General features: G+C 56.5%; 27 protein-coding genes. 11 read left to right on the top strand and 16 right to left on the bottom strand.

Features of this window, described 5'->3' with window-relative positions; translation table 11 throughout:
* Positions 1-27 precede the first annotated feature (27 nt).
* Positions 28-423, top strand: a complete 396-nt coding sequence (locus B0B07_RS11110) for a VOC family protein (RefSeq protein WP_076758956.1) — start codon at positions 28-30, stop codon at positions 421-423.
* 458 nt (positions 424-881) lie between these two features.
* Positions 882-1,208 carry a nucleoside triphosphate pyrophosphohydrolase gene (locus B0B07_RS11115; protein ID WP_076758958.1) on the top strand — a complete coding sequence of 109 codons (327 nt, stop codon included), beginning with the start codon at positions 882-884 and terminating at the stop codon, positions 1,206-1,208.
* A gap of 97 nt (positions 1,209-1,305) precedes the next feature.
* Here B0B07_RS11115 and B0B07_RS11120 read toward each other — a convergent pair whose 3' ends face one another.
* The 4 genes from B0B07_RS11120 to B0B07_RS11135 all read right to left on the bottom strand — a co-directional run bounded on the left by B0B07_RS11120 (position 1,306) and on the right by B0B07_RS11135 (position 4,298).
* Positions 1,306-1,512 (bottom strand): alpha/beta-type small acid-soluble spore protein, encoded by a 207-nt coding sequence (locus B0B07_RS11120; RefSeq protein ID WP_076758960.1) that lies wholly within the window; start codon positions 1,510-1,512, stop codon positions 1,306-1,308.
* A 301-nt stretch (positions 1,513-1,813) separates the two neighbouring features.
* Positions 1,814-2,386 carry an LOG family protein gene (locus tag B0B07_RS11125; RefSeq protein WP_084186658.1) on the bottom strand — a complete coding sequence of 191 codons (573 nt, stop codon included), beginning with the start codon at positions 2,384-2,386 and terminating at the stop codon, positions 1,814-1,816.
* A 31-nt stretch (positions 2,387-2,417) separates the two neighbouring features.
* A complete protein-coding gene (locus B0B07_RS11130) occupies positions 2,418-2,732 on the bottom strand; it encodes a MazG nucleotide pyrophosphohydrolase domain-containing protein (RefSeq protein ID WP_076758962.1) in 315 nt (104 codons plus the stop codon).
* A 102-nt stretch (positions 2,733-2,834) separates the two neighbouring features.
* Positions 2,835-4,298, bottom strand: coding sequence for a SulP family inorganic anion transporter (locus B0B07_RS11135; protein WP_076758964.1), 1,464 nt, complete (start codon positions 4,296-4,298; stop codon positions 2,835-2,837).
* A 134-nt stretch (positions 4,299-4,432) separates the two neighbouring features.
* On the opposite strand from B0B07_RS11135, the gene B0B07_RS11140 reads away from it, so the two are divergent.
* The 4 genes from B0B07_RS11140 (at position 4,433) to B0B07_RS11155 (ending at position 6,940) form a co-directional block, all read left to right on the top strand.
* On the top strand, positions 4,433-4,999 hold the full coding sequence (locus tag B0B07_RS11140) for a recombinase family protein (protein WP_076758966.1): 567 nt from the start codon (positions 4,433-4,435) through the stop codon (positions 4,997-4,999).
* Positions 5,000-5,051: 52 nt separating this feature from the next.
* A complete protein-coding gene (locus B0B07_RS11145; protein ID WP_076758968.1) occupies positions 5,052-5,471 on the top strand; it encodes a DUF1801 domain-containing protein in 420 nt (139 codons plus the stop codon).
* A gap of 165 nt (positions 5,472-5,636) precedes the next feature.
* Entirely contained in the window at positions 5,637-6,353 is a 717-nt protein-coding gene (locus B0B07_RS11150; protein ID WP_076758969.1) for a dihydropteridine reductase, read from the top strand.
* A 134-nt stretch (positions 6,354-6,487) separates the two neighbouring features.
* The gene (locus tag B0B07_RS11155) at positions 6,488-6,940 is read left to right on the top strand and encodes a GNAT family N-acetyltransferase (RefSeq protein WP_076759286.1); all 453 of its coding nucleotides are present in this window, start codon (positions 6,488-6,490) and stop codon (positions 6,938-6,940) included.
* A 98-nt stretch (positions 6,941-7,038) separates the two neighbouring features.
* On the opposite strand, the gene B0B07_RS11160 is transcribed toward B0B07_RS11155, so the two are convergent.
* From B0B07_RS11160 to iadA, 3 genes are read right to left on the bottom strand one after another with little or no spacing between them, the layout of a single operon-like run.
* Positions 7,039-7,494, bottom strand: a complete 456-nt coding sequence (locus B0B07_RS11160; protein WP_084186660.1) for a hypothetical protein — start codon at positions 7,492-7,494, stop codon at positions 7,039-7,041.
* Between the two features lie 24 nt (positions 7,495-7,518).
* Positions 7,519-9,003, bottom strand: a complete 1,485-nt coding sequence (gene nhaC, locus B0B07_RS11165) for a Na+/H+ antiporter NhaC (protein WP_084186661.1) — start codon at positions 9,001-9,003, stop codon at positions 7,519-7,521.
* A gap of 37 nt (positions 9,004-9,040) precedes the next feature.
* On the bottom strand, positions 9,041-10,195 hold the full coding sequence (gene iadA / locus B0B07_RS11170) for a beta-aspartyl-peptidase (RefSeq protein ID WP_076758971.1): 1,155 nt from the start codon (positions 10,193-10,195) through the stop codon (positions 9,041-9,043).
* Positions 10,196-10,349: 154 nt separating this feature from the next.
* Here iadA and B0B07_RS11175 point away from each other — a divergent pair, with 154 nt between their 5' ends.
* The gene (locus B0B07_RS11175; RefSeq protein ID WP_076758973.1) at positions 10,350-10,982 is read left to right on the top strand and encodes an LptM family lipoprotein; all 633 of its coding nucleotides are present in this window, start codon (positions 10,350-10,352) and stop codon (positions 10,980-10,982) included.
* A 31-nt stretch (positions 10,983-11,013) separates the two neighbouring features.
* Here the strand turns inward: B0B07_RS11175 and B0B07_RS11180 are convergent, their stop codons facing one another.
* From B0B07_RS11180 to B0B07_RS11200, 5 genes are all read right to left on the bottom strand, one after another.
* Positions 11,014-11,475 carry a GNAT family N-acetyltransferase gene (locus B0B07_RS11180; RefSeq protein ID WP_076758975.1) on the bottom strand — a complete coding sequence of 154 codons (462 nt, stop codon included), beginning with the start codon at positions 11,473-11,475 and terminating at the stop codon, positions 11,014-11,016.
* Between the two features lie 137 nt (positions 11,476-11,612).
* Entirely contained in the window at positions 11,613-12,164 is a 552-nt protein-coding gene (locus tag B0B07_RS11185) for a VUT family protein (RefSeq protein WP_076758977.1), read from the bottom strand.
* Positions 12,165-12,226: 62 nt separating this feature from the next.
* Positions 12,227-12,895, bottom strand: a complete 669-nt coding sequence (gene queC, locus B0B07_RS11190) for a 7-cyano-7-deazaguanine synthase QueC (protein WP_076758979.1) — start codon at positions 12,893-12,895, stop codon at positions 12,227-12,229.
* Between the two features lie 241 nt (positions 12,896-13,136).
* Positions 13,137-13,637, bottom strand: coding sequence for a preQ(1) synthase (gene queF, locus B0B07_RS11195; RefSeq protein WP_076758981.1), 501 nt, complete (start codon positions 13,635-13,637; stop codon positions 13,137-13,139).
* A 231-nt stretch (positions 13,638-13,868) separates the two neighbouring features.
* Positions 13,869-14,273 carry a hypothetical protein gene (locus B0B07_RS11200; RefSeq protein WP_076758983.1) on the bottom strand — a complete coding sequence of 135 codons (405 nt, stop codon included), beginning with the start codon at positions 14,271-14,273 and terminating at the stop codon, positions 13,869-13,871.
* Between the two features lie 146 nt (positions 14,274-14,419).
* On the opposite strand from B0B07_RS11200, the gene B0B07_RS11205 reads away from it, so the two are divergent.
* Positions 14,420-14,785, top strand: coding sequence for a hypothetical protein (locus B0B07_RS11205; protein ID WP_076758985.1), 366 nt, complete (start codon positions 14,420-14,422; stop codon positions 14,783-14,785).
* 205 nt (positions 14,786-14,990) lie between these two features.
* On the opposite strand, the gene B0B07_RS11210 is transcribed toward B0B07_RS11205, so the two are convergent.
* From B0B07_RS11210 to B0B07_RS11220, 3 genes are all read right to left on the bottom strand, one after another.
* On the bottom strand, positions 14,991-15,320 hold the full coding sequence (locus B0B07_RS11210) for a DUF3817 domain-containing protein (protein ID WP_076758987.1): 330 nt from the start codon (positions 15,318-15,320) through the stop codon (positions 14,991-14,993).
* Between the two features lie 99 nt (positions 15,321-15,419).
* Positions 15,420-15,932: a GNAT family N-acetyltransferase gene (locus B0B07_RS11215; protein WP_144264345.1), complete on the bottom strand. Its 513-nt coding sequence runs from the start codon at positions 15,930-15,932 to the stop codon at positions 15,420-15,422.
* Positions 15,933-15,955: 23 nt separating this feature from the next.
* Positions 15,956-16,135 (bottom strand): PspC domain-containing protein, encoded by a 180-nt coding sequence (locus B0B07_RS11220; protein ID WP_076758989.1) that lies wholly within the window; start codon positions 16,133-16,135, stop codon positions 15,956-15,958.
* A gap of 195 nt (positions 16,136-16,330) precedes the next feature.
* Here B0B07_RS11220 and B0B07_RS11225 point away from each other — a divergent pair, with 195 nt between their 5' ends.
* Positions 16,331-16,930 (top strand): TlpA disulfide reductase family protein, encoded by a 600-nt coding sequence (locus B0B07_RS11225; RefSeq protein WP_076758991.1) that lies wholly within the window; start codon positions 16,331-16,333, stop codon positions 16,928-16,930.
* 177 nt (positions 16,931-17,107) lie between these two features.
* Here B0B07_RS11225 and B0B07_RS11230 read toward each other — a convergent pair whose 3' ends face one another.
* Positions 17,108-18,016, bottom strand: coding sequence for a cation diffusion facilitator family transporter (locus tag B0B07_RS11230; protein ID WP_076758993.1), 909 nt, complete (start codon positions 18,014-18,016; stop codon positions 17,108-17,110).
* Positions 18,017-18,147: 131 nt separating this feature from the next.
* Between B0B07_RS11230 and B0B07_RS11235 the strand changes: the two genes are divergently transcribed.
* Both B0B07_RS11235 and copZ read left to right on the top strand, forming a co-directional pair.
* A complete protein-coding gene (locus tag B0B07_RS11235) occupies positions 18,148-18,444 on the top strand; it encodes a metal-sensing transcriptional repressor (protein WP_076758996.1) in 297 nt (98 codons plus the stop codon).
* A 131-nt stretch (positions 18,445-18,575) separates the two neighbouring features.
* Positions 18,576-18,785 carry a copper chaperone CopZ gene (gene copZ, locus B0B07_RS11240; protein WP_076758998.1) on the top strand — a complete coding sequence of 70 codons (210 nt, stop codon included), beginning with the start codon at positions 18,576-18,578 and terminating at the stop codon, positions 18,783-18,785.
* Positions 18,786-18,818 lie beyond the last annotated feature (33 nt).

Below are 18,818 nucleotides of genomic sequence, written 5' to 3' on the forward strand. Positions count from 1 at the left end.
ATGATCTAGAACCAGGAGGAAATCATGATGGCCAAACCGATTCATTTTGAAATCCACGTGGACGACATGGAACGCGCGAAAAAGTTTTACGGGGAAGTGTTCGGCTGGACGTTCGAAGACTGGTCCGACTATGCGGGTATGACCTACTTCGGAGCCGTTACCGGAGCAGAAGACGAGCCGGGGATCAACGGTGCCCTCATGCAGCGTCAAGGCCCGCCGCCGCAACAGAACCAGCCGCTGAACGCCTTCGCCTGCACGATGAGCGTGGAAGACTACGACTCGACAGAAGAGAAGATCCTGGCAAACGGCGGCACCCTCGCCCTCCCGAAATATGCCCTGCCCGGCATGGCCTGGCAAGGCTATTACACCGACACGGAAGGCAACCTCTTCGGCATCCACGAGCCGGACGAGAACGCGAAGTGAGCGTGAAATAAGTGTGAGCCGTATCCTCCCCTGGAAACAGGGGATTTTTTGTGGAATCGATTTGCTCGGGGAGGTTAGTCAATACTCAGAGAGAGTGGTTCTATCTATTCGGAGTGTGGTTCAATCTATTCGGGGAGTGGTTCTATCTATTCGGAGCGAGGTTCTATCTATTCAGAGGGTGAACCCGCTACACAGAGGGTGAATCGGTCTACTCAGAAAGTGAATCGGCCTACTCAGAAAGTGAATCGGTCTGCTGGGAGGGAAAATCGGTCTACTCGCAGAGGGAATTGGCCTATTCGAAGAGTGAATCGATCAACTCAGGGTGCAACCAGGAGGATTCAAAGCAGGTATCGACAGAACCGTGCCAAGGAACACTCGTAGGGTCCGTCCGAATCGAGTTTTACTTACGGATATGCTACGCTTTATTCATGAAATGGAATAGAAAGGATGTGTCCAATATGCCGACCTATAACAAACTCGTACGCGACCGGATCCCGGAAATCATCGAACGGGATGGCAGGAAGCCGGAGACCCGCGTTCTGAATGATGCCGACTACATGCAGGAACTGAGGAAGAAACTCGGGGAAGAGCTGGAGGAATACCTGGCGGCAGACAACGCCGTTGCCGCCGTTGAGGAGCTCGCCGACATGCTGGAACTCATCTATGCCACTGCGGTTGCACACGGCGCCACACCGCACCAGCTGGACATGATCCGTGAACAGAAAGCGGAAGAACGGGGAGCGTTTGATGAGCGTATCTACCTTCATAAAGTGTCTGAAGACTAAGCTGTATTAAGCAGAAAACCGCCGACCGTTTAAATTGTCCGGTCGGCGGTTCCAGTATAGCCTGACATTTGCCGGGCCATCATATGTTAAATCGGTTTTATTCTTGCGGGCCCTTCATCTGCTGCTGGGCTTGGCGAACGAGGCGCTTTGTGATTTCTCCGCCGACGGATCCGTTGGCACGCGCTGACGTGTTTTCGCCAAGCTGGACGCCGAAGTCGCGGGCGATCTCTTCCTTCATCTGGTCGAGTGCCTGGCGGACGCCGGGAACGAGAAGCTTGTTCGAGTTGTTGTCGTTGTTTGGCATGTGGTTTCCCCTCCTTTTCTGCCTTTAGCATGTCCGGCGAGGAAATGAGTATCCGAACTTAATATTTCCATCTATGCCAAATGGGTATTCCTAATATGCTGCGTGCCCGTTTAGTGCTTTTTCCGCAACTAAAAGAAGTGTTTCAAAACCGCACGAATAAAGGATGGTTTGCCCATTCGGCACCCATCCTTTTATTCATTATTTTCGACGCAGCCTCTTCATTGCACAGCCATTAATGAAGAGACCAAACATCCAACGGCAAAATAAAAAGAGAGCGGGCGGCAGCCCCTCTCTTTTCGAATCAAGTCCACTTCACTGCATGGCCCGGTTGGTAAGCATGCATTTTTTCCAGTAGCTCTTTCGGGTCGGAAGCCACAATGATCAGTTCCCGATACTTTTCATTCATGAAGCCTTGTTCAATCGTATGGTCCAGCATATCCAGCAACGGACCGAAAAAGTTATTAACATTCAACAATCCGCATGGCTTCGAATGATAGCCCAGCTGCGACCAGGTGAATACTTCAAACCATTCCTCCAACGTTCCCGCTCCGCCGGGCAAAGCGACAAACCCGTCCGCCAGCTCCGCCATTTTTGATTTCCGCTCGTGCATCGTGTTCACTGTGTAAAGCTCCGTTAAATGCTCGTGGGCAATTTCAACGTCCTTCAGCTTTTGGGGGATCACGCCGATCACTTTTCCTCCATGATGCAAAGACGTGTCTGCGAGCGCGCCCATGCAGCCAACTTGGGCCCCGCCATAGATCAGCGTGATCTTTTCATTTGCCAGTTCTTCGCCGAACTTTTCGGCGCTCTCGATATAAATCGGATCAGTCCCTGAGCTTGATCCGCAAAACACAGCAAGATTCTTGATTTCCATTGTCTTCACGTCCTCCCGCGTCTGATCACCATCATCGGTATCTGTTCGACAGTTTATTTTTATGTTCCAGGAAAATCTCTTCCAGGTCTATGTCGTATTTATTTGCGATCAAGGCTACATTGCCCAGCACGTCGCCGAGTTCTTCTGTTAACTGCTGTTTCCCTTCGGCATAGGAACCGGGGAGTTCATCCGGCCGGTCACGTCCGATTTCAAGGGCTCTGATGGCACGGGCCACTTCTCCCGTCTCTTCGGATAAAAAGCCGATCCTCACGAAGATGTTCAGGTCCGCCCAGCCTCTCTTCTCATAATACTTTGCAACCCATTTCTGAAATTCTTTTGCTTCCATTTTGCATACCCCCCAAGACAGTATACCGGAACCATCAATCCGTATGGCACGATGCCGCGCATGGTCGTCCACCTTGCCTGATCAGCGACTCCGGCTCCTCCATTATTGTCCTGAAAGCTTCGTGCCGGAATCGGTGGAGAGGGCCAGTTTGCCGAGCAGTTTCCGGCTGGAGTCATTGAGGCCGTGGATGGTGACGGCATTGCCGTTTGCCCGGAGTTTCATGACCGCCTTGTCGACCGCCGCGACCGCGGAATCATCCCAGACATGCGACTCTGTGAAGTCCAGGCGGATGTCCTGGCCGGTGACCGTCATGTCGATGCCGGCAAGGAAGTCCTCGACGGAGGCGAAGAACAGCTGACCGTGCATGCGGTATACCGTCTTTGCTCCGTCCATTGTTTTATCGATCTTGAGCTTGGAGATCTTGATGACGAAGAACACGGCGCTCAAAATGACGCCGGCGATGACGCCTTTGGACAGGTCATGGGTCGCCAGGACGATCGCCATCGTGACGACCATGACGGCCGCGTCCGCTTTCGGGGCCTTCACCAAATAGGCGAACGAGCCCCAGTCGAATGTTCCGATCGAGACCATGATCATGATCCCGGCAAGCACCGGCATTGGGATCTGGACGACGAGGTCGCCGAGCACGATGATGAGGAACATGAGGAATAGTCCGGCCGTCAGGGTCGACAGGCGTCCGCGCCCGCCGCTTTTGACGTTGATGACCGACTGGCCGATCATGGCGCAGCCCGCCATGCCGCCGAAGAAGCCATTGACGAAATTGGCGATGCCCTGGCCTCGGGCCTCCCGGTTCTTGTTGCTCCCGGTATCGGTCATGTCATCGACAATCTGCGAAGTGAGAAGCGATTCGGTCAGTCCGACGATGGCGAGTGCGATCGAGTACGGGAAGATGATGGCGAGCGTCTCCAGGTTGAACGGGACGTCGGGAATGAGGAAGCTCGGCAGGGACTTCGTCACGGTGCCGAGGTCGCCAACGGTCCGGAGGTCGAGTCCCGCGAAGATCGCCGTCGCGGTCAGCAGGACGATCGCGATGAGCGGAGCCGGGATGCCCTTGAAGAATCTTGGTACAATGTAGACGATGGCGAGCGTGATTGCGACAAACGCATACGTCATGTTGCTGATGCCGAGAAAATGCGGCACCTGTGCCATGAAGATGAGCAGTGCGAGTGAGTTGACGAATCCGATCATGACCGCACGGGGGATGAATTTCATCACTTTCGCAACCTTCAGCACGCCGAAGATGATCTGGATGACGCCGGTGAGGATGGTGGCGGCAAACAGGTAATCGAGACCATGCTCGCGGACGAGCGGGCCCATGAGAAGCGCCATCGCGCCGGTCGCAGCCGAGATCATGCCCGGCCGGCCGCCGGCGAAGGCGATGATGACGGCGATGCAGAATGATGCATACAGGCCGACCATCGGATCCACTCCGGCGATGATGGAGAAGGCGATGGCTTCGGGGATGAGGGCGAGTGCCACGACGATCCCCGCCAATATATCTTTTCGGACATTGCCGAACCATTCGTGTTTTAGTGTTTCGGTCAATCCAATCCACCTCTTTAAATGTTGTTTCTGACTGCGACAGTGTACCATCCGGCGGACCAAAAGGGAACCCTTTCGGAGCGAAAAGGGAGGACTTGGTACCCGGATCCCGAATGGGACGGAAAGGGAGACGGTTGATGAATTACGGATACGTCCGGTGTTTGCCGGATGATATGGAGATGAAGGCCCAGACGATGGCTTTGGAGAAATACGCAATCGATGAGTGGGTGCGCGAAGAGAATTACCGGGAGAATGCGGCGCTCGATACGCTGCTCGAAAAGGCCGGGGCAGGGGATACGGTCTATGTGCAATCGCTCGCCGCGTTCGTCCGGTCGCCCGTCCAACTCGGACATGTGCTGGAATACGCGGCGGAGAAAGGACTGCGGGTTTACTTCCACCGGGAGGAGATCGACTCGGAGAAGCCGCTGTCGCTGACGCTCGAGCAGATGGTCCGGATGTTCACCGAGTTCCAGGGCGAGACGAAAAGCATCGCGACAAGGGCGGGGATCGACGAGGCGAGGGAGAAGGGCATCACGACCGGCCGGCCGAGGAAGAAGGATGAAAACGTCCGGGAAGCGATCCGCATGTACCGCTCCAATCAATACACCTTCGCTGAAATCCGCGAGAAAACGAACATCAGCAAGACGACGCTCTACCGGTATCTGGCGCAGGAAAACTGCCGGCGTCCGGAACACGGCCAATAAAGGATGTCCGGATTGATCCTGACAGACAGCCCAAACGGAAGGGGACGGGAAAATGTACGAGTTGAAGACGAAAGAGAACGACGGGGATGTCATCGAGTTCATCGAGGCCATCGATCACCCGAAGAAACGGCAGGATGCTTATCGGTTGCTGGATGTGTTCACCGAAACGACGGGCTATCCGGCAAAGATGTGGGGGCCGAGCATCATCGGGTTCGGCCGGTATCATTATCGGTACAAATCGGGGCATGAAGGCGATGCGCCGCTCGTCGGCTTTTCGCCGAGAAAAGCGAAAATCAGCCTGTACCTTGCCGGCGATCCGAAAACGTCGGCGCTGTTGGAGGGATTCGGAAAACATACGAGGGGAAAGGCATGCGTCTATGTCAACAAAGTGGAGGATATCGACCTCGATGTCCTGAAACAACTGATCCGGCAGACCGTTGCGTTTTTGGGCGACCAGTACCCGGATCAATGACCGGGTCGATCCTGAAGAACTGATCGATCTGATCAAACCGGCCGACGCCGACAGCCGGTCATCTGTTTTCTCGGTTCATGAAGCGTCATTTTAATTGAGAACCGTTATCACTTATAGTATGATGGGACTGATAGAGACACTTCATATTAGCGGGGAGACAGGATCATGCAAATATACTGGACCAAAATAAATCAGATTATTGAGGAAACGCCTGACGTTAAGACGTACCTGCTCGACCGGCCGGAAGGCTTCGAATGGGAAGAAGGATCCCATACCCATATGGCGCTCGAAGGGTTCAATGCCGGCGAAAAGCCGAATCGAAGCCTGATCCGGCATATGTCCATCTCCACATTGCCGCATGAGAACTCGATCGGCATCACGACCCGGATCCGGGAACAGTGCTCCGAGTTCAAATCGATCCTGCGCAATCTGACAGTCGGGGATGAAGTGGCGATCTTTAAAACCCACTCGAATGTCCCGCTCAAGCGCGAGGGGAAAAATGTGTACTTGCTGTCTTCGGGCGTCGGACTGGCCACGTTCCGGCCGCTCGTGCTTGATTTCTTCAATCGTGAAGAAGGGGTCAACCGGATCCATTCCCTGAACGTCGACTCTTCGAATGCGTTCCTGTTCCCGGATGTATTCGAACCGGCGCCTGACAGGAAGTTCACCTCCCGGTTCGTTGATAACCGGAACGATTACTATGAAGAAGTGAAGGATCTTGCCGCAGACAAGGAAGGCCTGTTCTATGTGGTCGGCAGTGACGAGTTTCTGAAACAGAACATCGAAGTGCTGCGCGGGGAGGGCATCCGGCCTGATCAGATCATGCTCGACAAGCGCGAAGGACAGCTGCCGGAGTTCCTCCAGGTCGATCTGACGGTTTGAGCGGGGCAGCCTTTGGTGAAATGCAGGAATGAACAATGAATCCCGAGGCGGCGCCTGCTGCCTTTTTTATTTGGATGCACAGAAAGAGTCCGCATGAACAAGGAAATCGGCTGGACAGGAGGCCAGAGATGGACATGAAAATCCGAAGGCTCAAAACCGGGGAAGAACCCCCGATGGAATTGCTGCTGCTGGCCGACCCTTCAAGAGAAATGGTCGGGGAGTATATCGGCAGGGGAGAGTGCTTGATTGCAGAAAGCGAACAGGGAACGATCGGGGTCTATGTGCTGCTTCCCACGAGGCCGGGGACGGTCGAGCTCGTGAATGTGGCCGTTGCGGAGGAACTGCACGGCCGGGGAATCGGAAAGCGGCTGGTGATGGACGCCATTGAAACGGCCCGGGCAAGAGGATTCATGACGATTGAAGTGGGGACCGGGAACTCCAGCCTGGGGCAACTGGCCCTTTACCAAAAATGCGGGTTCCGGATGGTCAGTGTGGATCTGGACTTCTTTGTCCGGCATTACCCCGAGGAGATCATCGAAAACGGCATCCAGTGCCGGGATATGGTGCGCCTGACACAGGATCTATAAGGAGAGGCCGGGGATTAAACGGATGGCGGAAGCCGTCCTTTTTTGTGCGGAAAAAGAAAAAGGCACCCGGGATGGGTGCCGAAATGGACTGCAGACTTTTATGAAATGACGACTTTTCCGATGTATTGGACGTTCCCCCTGTCGGTCCGGAGGTTCACCTCCAGCATATATTCGCCAGGATCATCCGGCATTGTGAAGGAGATGTCGTTCACGTCCAACGCTGTCTGTGTGCCGTTTTGCCAAAGCGAGACGCTCAGCTCCTCGGTGTCGAAATCAGCGTGGCTGAAAAGCAGTTCCGCTTTCTCTCCAGTACCGAAATTCATCGGTTGTTGTCCGTCTGCAATCGACTTCATGTCGGTTTCTTCTTTTTTGACCGGTTCATTGTTCTCCCCGCGCCAGTCGATCGCCCCTTGTTCCAATTCCTGCGGTCCGATCATGCGGTCGCCCGAAAGCTCGACGGCGGGAGGATTGAAATCATAACTTTCGCCAATGCAGCCGGTTAAAACGAGGGTGAACAACAAGCCCATGAATACCTTGATCGATCGGCTGATCACAATCCTCTCCTCTCATCCGGATGGTTACTTGTTTACCGCGGATACGGCAGGACGGTCGGCTGCCCGGCTGCCTCCGTTCGGGGGAGGCGGCGTCTTTCCGCCGTCAATCTTCGAAATCCCGATTCCGGTATATCCGAGGATGATGGCGAAGATGAAGCCGGTGTAGCAAAGGATGGCCCACGGCGCATATTCGAATACCGAGACACCGAGCGTGCCGGCCATGAAGACGCCGGCGGACGACCATGGGATGAGCGGCACGATGACGGTGCCGGAGTCCTCGAGGGTCCGGGACAGGTTCTTCGCGGCGAGTCCCTTCGACTTGTATGTATCTTTGTAGATTTCGCCCGGTACGATGATCGACAGGTACGAGTTGCCGGTGACGAGCGCCATCGTGATGCACGAGAGGACGGTCGACAGGATGAGGTCGCCGGTGCGCTTGACGATTTTCATGAGTGCTTCGATGATGACTTCAAGCGAGCCGGATTTCGTCATGATGCCGGCGAAGATGAATGCGGCGAATGCGATGAGCACGACGCCGGTCATAGACTGCATGCCGCCCTGGTTGACGAGCCGGGTCACTTCGAAGATGACGCCTTCCGGATCGAATCCGGCTTTTTCGACCATTTCCACGGTGAAGCCGGAGACCGTCGAGGCGAAGATGTTCGTCGCGCTGAAGCCCTGATACAGCCAGCCGATGATAGCCGCGACGATCGAGGAGAAGATGATGACCGGCAGGGTCGGGTATTTCCGGATCGAGCCGATCAGCACGATGGCCGGCGGCAGGAGCAGGAGCCAGCTGAATTTGAACATTTCCTTGAGCGTGGCGAGCATCGCCGTCATCGTTTCCGGGGTTTCCACGTTGCCCGGGGACAGCTGGAGCCCGGCGATGAAGTAGGCGACGAGCGCGATGAGTGCGGCCGGAACCGTCGTCCAAAGCATATGCTTGATATGCTCATACAGTTCGCTGCCGGCCGCGATCGGTGCCAGGTTCGTCGTATCGGAGAGCGGCGACAGCTTGTCCCCGAAGTAAGCACCCGAAACGATGGCACCGGCCGTGGCGGCCAGGTTTGCATCGAGTCCGGTCGCGATGCCCATGAGCGCCACGCCGACGGTTCCGACCGATCCCCATGATGTGCCCGTGACGATGGAGATGAGCGCGGACACGATAAAGGCGATCACGATGAGGAAGTCCGGATTGATCAGGTTGAGTCCGTAGTAGATGAGCATCGGGATCGTCCCCGAGATCATCCACGTGCCGATCAGGATGCCGATCGAGATCAGGATCAGGATCGACGGCATCGCCTGCCGGATCTTGTCCTGGATGCCGTCCATCATATCATCCCACTTCAGGCCGAGCCGGAGCGCGATGAGCCCGGCGTAGAGGGAAGCAAGGATGAGGAGCGGCTCCGGCGGGAATTTGAACACACCATAGCCGATGGCGAGCAGGAGCAGCATGACGACGATTGGGGAAAATGCTTCGAAAAAGTTCGGTTTGCGGATTGATTTCATAAAAAGCCTCCTTCATAGGACTGACCGGTTGCGGATTTTATCTTTTCTCGAATGTGCCGTACACCCGGATCTCGCCGTCTTTCATCAAACGGCGGCCCTTCGCCACGACTTCACGGAGCTGAAGCGATTCTTTGTCAAGGATGGCGAAGTCCGCATCGGCATCGGTGGCGATGCGGCCTTTACGTCCGAGTTTCAGTGCGCGCGCCGTGTTCGAAGTGACGAGCGGCAAGGTTTCGTCGATGGACATGCCGTGGTCGTTCACCGCGGAGATGAACTGTTCGAACAGAGTGCGGGTGCTGGCCACCCCGAGGCCGGTCATTTCTCCGGCTTCGTTGAACACCGGGAGGCTTCCGTTGCCGTCGGAGGAAAGGGTGAGCTGGCCCATGTCGCCGCCGTTTTCCTTGTAGTAGCGGATCCATTCGCCGGTGTCATCAGCTGCCGTGATGTCGACGAACGAACCGCGTGCGGCGAGCCGGATCGCATCGTCGAACAGTCCTTGGCTCCGGCTGATATGCGTGGCATAGAGGGTAGTCGGCGGGATGTCATAGTGGTCCAGTAGCTCGTGGAGCGGGGACAGATACCCCTTGCCCGGTCCCGTATGGAAATGAACGACGCCGGCCTTGCCGCTGAGCAGTCCGCCGACCCGTGCCTGTGCCGCAAGCTTGGACAGTTCTTCGACGGTCGGCTGGCCCGAGCGGGAGTCGGAGATGGCAATTTCCGCAATCCCGACAATCTTGTCGATCAGGATGATGTCGTCCTTGGCATTGCCGGTGATCGTCGGCGTGTCGACGTCATAGTTGCCGGTGTAAATGTAGGTGGTGATCCCTTCTTCATCGAGCCCGCGTGCTTTCGCGAGAAGTGAGCTCATATGGCGGGTCGTGCCGTCCGTACCGAGCAGGCCGACTGCGGTTGTGATGCCACCGCTGATCAGGTCGCTGAGGCCGATTTCCGGCGTGCGCGTGGCAAAACCGCCTTCTCCGCCGCCGCCGGTGAAGTGGACATGCGGATCGATGAGGCCGGGAATGACAAAATTTCCGGCTGCGTCGATGATTTCGACTTCAACACCTGCGGAAGCGAGTGCCGCTTCATCGATTTCACCGATTTTCAGTGTTTCATTGCCGGCAAACAGGATGGATTGCCGGCCGAGACGTTCAGGGGAGAGGATTTCTCCGTTCTTGATGAGTGTCAGCATTTGTGCATCTCCTTCCTACAGTGAAATAGTATATTCTAAATAATGATTCGTGTCACTAAGTTGTGAGAAGAAGAACGGTTCTGATTCGGCCGGCTGCATGTGTTAAAATGGCCGGAGAACAGATTTTGGGTTTGATTACATAGGGGGAAGTCGGATGAAGAAAAGAAAGGTCGTTGTGGGTGCAGGCCTGATGGTATTCATGTTGGCAGGCTGCGGACAGAACGGACAGGAAGAGGGAGCGGCGCCCGAACCGGAAACTGGAGAGGAAGTCGTCGAAGCAGAAGGGGAAGGGGCCGCCGAACCGTCCGGGGAAACGGAGGCGGCTGAGGCCGCTGATGCAGCAACAGAAGAAAAGGGTGCAACCGACGGAGAAGCGGCATCGTCCGGAGGAGAGCTGTCTGCTCATTCAAGCGAAGAGGTCGAATACGCCAGAGTGTGGCTGCAGCTCGGCCCGAATCCGGAAATCGACGCCTTGGACGTCCGTAAAATCCCTGAAGGGGAGCCGGTCAACCCCGATGACGAGACGAGCGCCCGCTATCCCGAGGACGTGATTCAGCTAAGCGGAACCCGGCTGGTGGATGGCTCGGTCACGTACAGCGGGAATGGCGACGGGACGGTCAGCGTGTACAATGTGCCGCTCCGTTGGGAAAGCCCGGCGCCTGTCGACGGGGAATACATGCGGAAACTGACCGAAGAGATCGTGGAAAACACGAAACTGGTGGCGATTGACCCCGGGGATGAGGCGGATGTCCTGAAATATATTAAACTGCTCGAAATCCAGCAGTGAATGGAAAAGGGAACCGCCGAAGCGGTTCCCTTTACTTGTTTTCGTCGAATAGGAGTTTCATGCCTTCGTGGCTTGCGGTGAACCCGAGTTTTTCATAAAAACGGCGGGCGTCCGGGCGCTGTTTATCGGTCGTGAGCTGGACGAGGCCGCAGCCTTCGTTTTCTGCCCGTCGGATGGCTTCGAAGAAGAGCGCCTCGCCGACTTTCTGTCCCCTGTATCGGCTGTCGACGCGGACGCCCTCGATCTGTGCACGCTTCATGCCGAGTCGGGCGAGGCCCGGGATGAGCATGAGCTGGAGGCAGCCGATGACTTTTCCGTCCTCGGTTGCCAGAAGGATTTCATTGCCGCCCTGTGCGTCCATTTCGGTGAATGCGCGGATGTACGCTTCCGGTAGCGGATCCTCGTATTTCTCTCTTCCTGCACCAAGCTCATCGTCAGCCAGAAGCCTTACGATTTCCGGCAGGTCTTCCTGTGTGGCCGTCCTGAAATCCAAAGCGATCTCCCCTGTTCCGTAATTGTTCCCGATTGGGTATTGTCCACTTTCGACAAGGTGTTCTCCGGCTCCTGCCTGGCCCGCGCCCGGCCGAATAAAACCGGCAACCCGAATGCGGGATGCCGGCGGTCAAATGGTCAGTTTGCGGTCGTTGTGTAATACGGATCTTCATTTCTGAGAAAGCGGGTGCGGCTCAGGATGAGGGCGCCGATCAACTGGAGGGTCGTCTTGACGATGACCTGGCCGACAATGGCGGCCGGGACGGCTGCCCATGGAAGAAAGCCAGCGCCGAGTGGGCTGAGCCCGACGATCACGAAAACGGCGGAATCAAGCAGTCCGCCGACGGTGCCGCTGTAGAACACCCGCCAGGCCATCGGAAGCTTGAGCCTCGAATAGATTTCGGTGTCAGCCGTTTCCGAGAGCGCGAACGAGAGCGCGGAGGCGGCGACGATCATGAGGGTGTCGCCGAGGATGAATGAGACGATAGCCGACAGGATGAGCGCAGCGGCGATGACGAGATACGTCCGGTTGCGGCCGATCTGGTTTTGCACAAGATCGCGGAAGATGAAGGTGGCGCCCACGAAGAAGGTGCCCATCGGCACGATGAAGATGCCGAACTGCAGCGGGGCGAGGGCGGCGGTGATGACGTTGGCGATGACGATGGACAGCAGGTAACTCAAGATTCTCATTGAATTCAGGACTCCTCGGTATGTTCTGGAATCGTGCAAATCGGGGTTGTTTCAGTTTCATATCAGCGGGCGGGCTGGGCTTTTTGCGCCTGGTATTGCTGGAGTCCCTTTCGGCGCAGCCGGCAGGCAGGGCAATCACCGCAGCCGTCGGCCTTGACGCCGTTGTAGCAGGTCAAGGTTTTTACCCGGACGAATTCAAGTGCGCCGAGTTCGTCAGCGAGTTCCCAGACGCCGGCCTTGTCGAGCCACATGAGCGGCGTGTGTATGGCGTACGGCTCGTCCATGGCCAGGTTCAGCGTGACGTTGAGCGACTTAATGAAGGCGTCGCGGCAGTCGGGATACCCGCTGAAGTCTGTTTCGGAGACACCGGTGACGAGGTGTTTCGCCCCGATCTGGCCCGCGAGCACGCCGGCGAACGACAGAAACAGCAGATTGCGTCCGGGGACGAATGTCGACGGCAGTCCGCCGTCTTCTCCGTCCTGAATCTCCAGACCGGTGTCGGTCAGGGCGTTCGGTGCCAGCTGGCCGAGAAGCGACATGTCGAGGACATGATGGCGGACACCGAGTTCACCGGCAATTTCCCGTGCGCATTCGATTTCGAGTTCATGGCGCTGCCCGTAGTCGAACGTCACGGCCTCCACTTCGGCGAATTGTTGCCGGGCCCAGAGAAGGCACGTCGTGCTGTCCTGTCCGCCGCTGAAGACGACCAGCGCTTTTTCATGTTGGAGCATCGGGATCATCCTTTCCGGTTGAATTTTTTAAGCGTTTCAGCTGGATGAAGATATCCAAGACAACCGCCGGCAACTGCCCGGAAGTGAAAGGCAGCGGTTCATGGACCGGGGGTAGTGACTCGCAGTCGATTGGTAGTAACTCACGGGCCGGAGGTAGTGACCCGCAGTCGAAAGGTAGAGACTCACACGCCAAAGGTAGCGATTCACCGTCGATAGGCAGCGATTCGCGGTTCTCCGTCCTTCAACGATTGTCGATCGTTTCCGGGTTCAGGTCATGGTTCATGAGCCGGTATTCGGCGATTTCCTCGTACCGTGTGCCGGGCCTGCCCCAGTTGCACCAAGGGTCGATTGAGATGCCGCCGCGCGGGGTGAACTTGCCCCACACTTCGATGTAGCGGGGGTCGAGCAGATCGATGAGGTCGTTCATAATGATGTTCACGCAGTCTTCGTGGAAGTCACCATGGTTGCGGAAACTGAACAGGTACAGCTTGAGCGACTTGCTTTCGACGAGCTTTTTGTCCGGGATGTAGGAGATGTACATCGTCGCGAAATCGGGCTGGTTCGTGATCGGGCACAGGCTCGTGAATTCAGGACAGTTGAACTTCACGAAATAGTCCCGGCTCGAGTGGAGATTGTCGACCGCCTCGAGCACTTCCGGCGCGTATTCAAAAGCATAGGGGACGTTCTGGTTGCCGAGCAGGGTCAGGTCTTTGAGTCCTTCTTCTTTGTTTCGTCCAGGCATGGAAAAAGCCTCCTTGTCGTGTCGGCCGGCACGCGCAAGAGAGGCTTCATCTTCTATAAAAAACAACAGAAACAACAAACGCCATGTCCAATATGGACATGGCGGAATCGTCATGCTTCCATAGGTTTTTTATAGAGGGTGATCACTATGCAACCTCTCCCGCTTCGCGCGGGCATTCAATTCTTTCATTATCATATAGGGGATTGCTGGAAAGGTCAATGCCGTTTCCTGTCAGTCTTCCTGCGGCTCTTCCAGCACCCAGGGAAGGACTGCCTCGAACTCCAGCTGCAGATCCTGTCCGCCGGAAAAGCCGATCCGGAATCGTCCGATCAACGCTGTGTTTTCCTCTTGCCAGTTCTCTGGTGCGGTCAGCGGTCCGGAGAGCAGACGGCCCCCGAGGGCGTAATGGCCAAGGTAAAGACGCTCAGAATCCCGGTCCGCCGGAAAATCGGAGAGGAGGTCTGGCAGGGCGGGGTTGATGCCAAGTTGCCGGAACAAGTCTCGTTCTACGTCATTTAGATCCATGACGGCTTCCCGGAAATTCAGACAGGACCGGCAGCCGCATGGAGGATATGGTTCGCGGGCCTTGGGGGGCTCCAGTCCGATTGTCCATTTACCGATGGTTCGTGTCTCCATATCGTCGCTCCTTTCCTGTTCTGTCATTTCGATTGAAGTTGTTCGGATGATACTGGGGTTGCCCCTGCCGGTCGAGAGTACAGCAGGGACAGATGATGTGACTTTAACCGGGATCGATTATAATAATTGGAAAGGGGTGGGTGTAAATGAAACGGTTGGTGACGGTGTTGCTCGGAACCATATGGCTGGCGGGATGCGGATCTTCCGGTCCCGCAGTGGAAGAGTTGGACCGGGTTCCGCGAGAAGTGGAGGAAGCCATTGAGACTGAGCATTCTCTTCAGATGATTGATAATGGCACGGCATCCTACCTGGTATTCCGCACATACCTATCCGTCAAACCGGAGTTTGAAACGAGAGGAAGCACCCTGATCATCGATCTGAAGGAAGCGCCTCCCAAATCCGATCAGATAAAAACACATGTGTACAAAGTAGAGACAGACTGGAAGCTGGACACGATTGAGACACGGATCAACGGCGAACCGGCTCCGTTTGCTGTCATCACTTCCATTTGAATGGGCAACTGCGAGGGAGGAGAACAACGCATGGTTGTTCTCCTCCTTTTCGCTTATTCGAGAGGTCAAGGCGCATCCGAGGCTGCCCGTCAACGTCGTCAGCGGATTCTCCGGCCGCTCGGAAGACCTTTGCCTTTAGAATGTCTTTCCAGGATTCGGTGAGACCCCCGTCAACCTGCGGCATGAGCTGTGCCCGTCATCCTGTTTAAACGGCAACTGAACCGGACAGCCGGGCTTCCCTGTCCAGCTGCATCTTCTTGAACTTTCGGTCGAGGATGAAGTTCGCAAACGGAATGAATGCCGCTGCGATGCCGCAAACCGACCAGATGATGTTCCAGCGTACGATCATCTGGGCCAGGATGATAGATAGAACATAGGTTAGAAAAATGCCGCCGTGAATGGAGCCGGTGATGGTGACTGCCATCGGCATGTCGGCCCAATATTTCAGCGGCATTGCAATGCCGAGCAGGACGAGGAGCGAGATGCCGTCTGCAATCCCCGCAATCCGCGCGAATTTCAATGAATGGATGACCATTGGAACCCTCCTTGCCTTGTTGAGGACAGTATACCGGACAAGGACGGGGTGTGCGGTGAGAATCATGTCGAATTGTTGACCGGCACTCCGGCCGCGCGATCAATCCTGGCTGATCGGTTCCAATCGGCCGGAAAGCTCCAGTTTCATCCGGGTCGTCTTCAGGATATGTCCGTCAAAGTCATCATCGAATTCCTCTGTCGTTTTGAACCCTTTCGCCTCGTAGAATGTCTTTCCGATCCGGTTGCCGGATTCGACGTTGATGAAGACCGCGGCCGGATTCAGTGAGTCGACTCCGTATTCGAGAAGCCGGGTTCCGATGCCGTGTCCCTGTGTTTCCGGAAGGAGGTAGATCGCGCCGAGTTCGGCGCTGCCGTCTTCGCGGAGCGGGGAGAAGTTGGCGAAACCGATGATGTTCCCATCGGACTCCGCCACGAAGAACGGTGACCGGGTGAGCCTCGCTTCCAAAGACTGCGGGCTGTACGCCTGGTCCAGGAAGCGGTCCTGGACTTCGCGCGGGATGAGTCCTTCATAGGTTGCATGCCAGCTGTCGGCAGCGACGCGGCGGACTTGGGGAATATCGGATTTTTCCATGTTGCGGATGATGGTTTCCAATGAGTGAGACCTCCTCTTGTTGGTTAAAGCGGTGCCGGATCCGGCGGCAGGGTGATCGCCAGACCCAGGTAGATGAGGGGCGATGCCGGTGTGAGCAGGAACAGCAGGCGAATCCAGAACGGTGAGATTCCGATGAACGCCGCGATGCCGGAACAGACACCGAAGAGTGCCTTGTCGTTCAAAGAGCGGGCGAGTTTCGTCAAACCAATCAAGCCTCCCGAATCGTCGTATGGAGTCTCTATATTCGGGATTGGAGCGATTATTCCTTTATTGGGGCGGTGGAGGCGAATTTACGGGCGGACCGGACAGGGGTGTCTGCAGGATCAACCGGACGGTGGGTCTGCTGCTTTTCTTTCCGGTCCGGGGCGTTTAAGCTTGTGTGGCAAGGAGGGTGTGCAATGAAGGGATTAAGGTGGGCCGGGACGCTGCTGGCACTGTTGCTCGTCGGCTGGCTGGTGTTTGTCATGGTGAAGACGAATTTTCCGGCGGTTGGCGGGTTCGATGAGGAGGCGTATGAGGATGCGACGATCGGGGCGGATCCGGATGCGGAGGTGGAGGAACTGCCGGACCTTGGGCTGAAGCCGGGCGAGCGGGCACCGGACTTTGAGCTGGCTTCACTGGACGGCGGATCGATCAGGCTGAGTGATTTCCGCGGCAAGAAAGTGGTGCTGAACTTCTGGGCGACGTGGTGTCCGCCGTGCCGCGAAGAAATGCCGCATATGCAGCGGTTTTACGATACGGCCGGGGGCGGGGAGGCGTTTGAGATCCTTGCCGTGAACGCAACCGACACGGAGCGCGGCAACGGAAAGGCGGTCGGACCGTTCGTCGAGGAGAACGGCTTGGACTTTCCTGTCGTGATGGACGAGGACGGGGCCGTCTCGAAGAAGTACGAGGTCCGCTTTTATCCGGTGACGTACCTTCTGGATGAGGACGGCGTGGTGATCGAGCAGGTGTTGCAGCCGCTCACCGAAGAGATGCTTGCGGAGAAACTGGATTGAGGGGGCAGCCGGTGATGGTTGCTTCACATTCGCGGCGTTTGCTTCACATTCACGGCGGGTTGCTTAACACTCACGAACGATTGCTTAACACTCAAGGACTTTTGCTTAACACTCGGCCCGAATTGGCTTTGCCAAAGACAAAGCGCCTGAAACCGGTTCAGGCGCTTTCCGGTGTATTCAATTACAGTTTCCGTGCGGTCCCGGGCACCCTCCGCCGTCCGTCTCGAGCTGGATCGTGCTGTGCTCGATGGCGTACTCGTCATGAAGCAGGCGGTTGGCGCTGGAAAGGACCTGATCCGGGTCGGTCTCCCGCCCGATTGTGAGGTGACAGGTGAGGATCGGGTTTTCGGGGGTGATCGACCAGATGTGGAGGTCGTGCACGTCCCGGACGCCGTCAACCGTCAGGAGCGATTCCCGGACGGAGGCGGGATCAATCCGGTCGGGCACGCCTTCCATGAGGACATGCGCCGCCTCCCGCGTGACGCGGAGTCCGCTGACGGCGACGAGGACGGCGACGATGATGCTTGCGACCGGATCGGCAAGCCACCAGCCGAATGCCATCATGAGAAGGGCGGCAACGATGGCGCCGACCGATCCGAGCATGTCGCCGATCACGTGGAGAAACGCGCTGCGGATGTTCAGGTTCTCATCCTTGTCGCCGCGCATGAGGATCCAGGCGGCCAGGATGTTGATGAGGAGGCCGATGACCGCGATGACGAGCATCCCGGTACTCTGTACTTCCGGAGGCGAGAAGAAGCGGCGGATCGCTTCGATCGTGATGACGGCCGCAATGACGAGCAGGGCGATGCCGTTGAGCGCGGCCGCGATGATCTCAAACCGCCGGTAACCATAGGATTTGTCGGCGGTCGCCTCCCGTGTTCCGAGTATGAGTGCGAGCAGGCTGAGCCCGAGCGCCGCGGAGTCGCTGAGCATATGGCCTGCATCCGACAGCAGGGCGAGGCTGTTCGTGAGGAACCCGCCGACGAGCTCGACGAACATGAATGCCGTGATCAGGATGAATGCCCAGAACAGCGCATTTTTATTTGCGGAGCCGTGGCTGTGGGAATGATCGTGTTGTTGTCCCATGCAACCCGTCCTTTCTCTTCCCGTTCCCCTGATTTTCCGAGATGCGGGGCGGGGGTATCTGATTGGCATGTGTGCTACACTGTCCTTATACCCTGCAGTTGGTTCAATTAACGGGAAGAGGGGTGGATAAGATGGAGGAAATCAGGACAACCGCCCGCTCGCTTGATGAGAAAGAACAACTGATCAACCGCCTGAGACGGATTGAGGGACAGGTGCGCGGCATCCAGAACATGATCGAGAATGACCGCTATTGCATCGATATCCTCACACAGATCTCGGCAGTCAACGCTGCGATGAAAAATGTCGGCCTGCAGTTGCTCGAAAAGCACACGCATCATTGTGTGACGAACGCCATCCAAAACGGCGAGGGCGAGGACGCAATCGATGAGCTGATGGATGTGTTCAAGCGGTTCTCCAAGTCCCAGTGATGGTGCCCTGCGGCGCAGCGTGAGACGATTGACATGCCCGCAGGCGGTATAGTAAGGTCAAAGGGAAGACGGTTCCGGCGCATATTTTTTTGGACGAACGATACCCCCTTGGGGTAAAGGAGGAGAATGAAATGGAACAGGTTAAACTGAACGTCGAAGGCATGTCGTGCGGTCATTGCGTCAACGCGGTCGAAGGGAGCGTCGGCGAACTGAACGGCGTACAGTCCGTGAATGTGAGCCTTTCGGACAAGCAGGTCGATGTGTCCTTTGATCCGGCAGCAGTGAAGGTCGAACAGATTGTGGATGCGATCGAAGACCAGGGCTACGATGTCCAGAAATAAAAAATGAAGGGCCGGGCGGATTTCCGTCACGGT

Source organism: Edaphobacillus lindanitolerans (genome assembly GCF_900156305.1).
Classification (GTDB): Bacteria; Bacillota; Bacilli; order Bacillales_A; family Planococcaceae; genus Bhargavaea; species Bhargavaea lindanitolerans.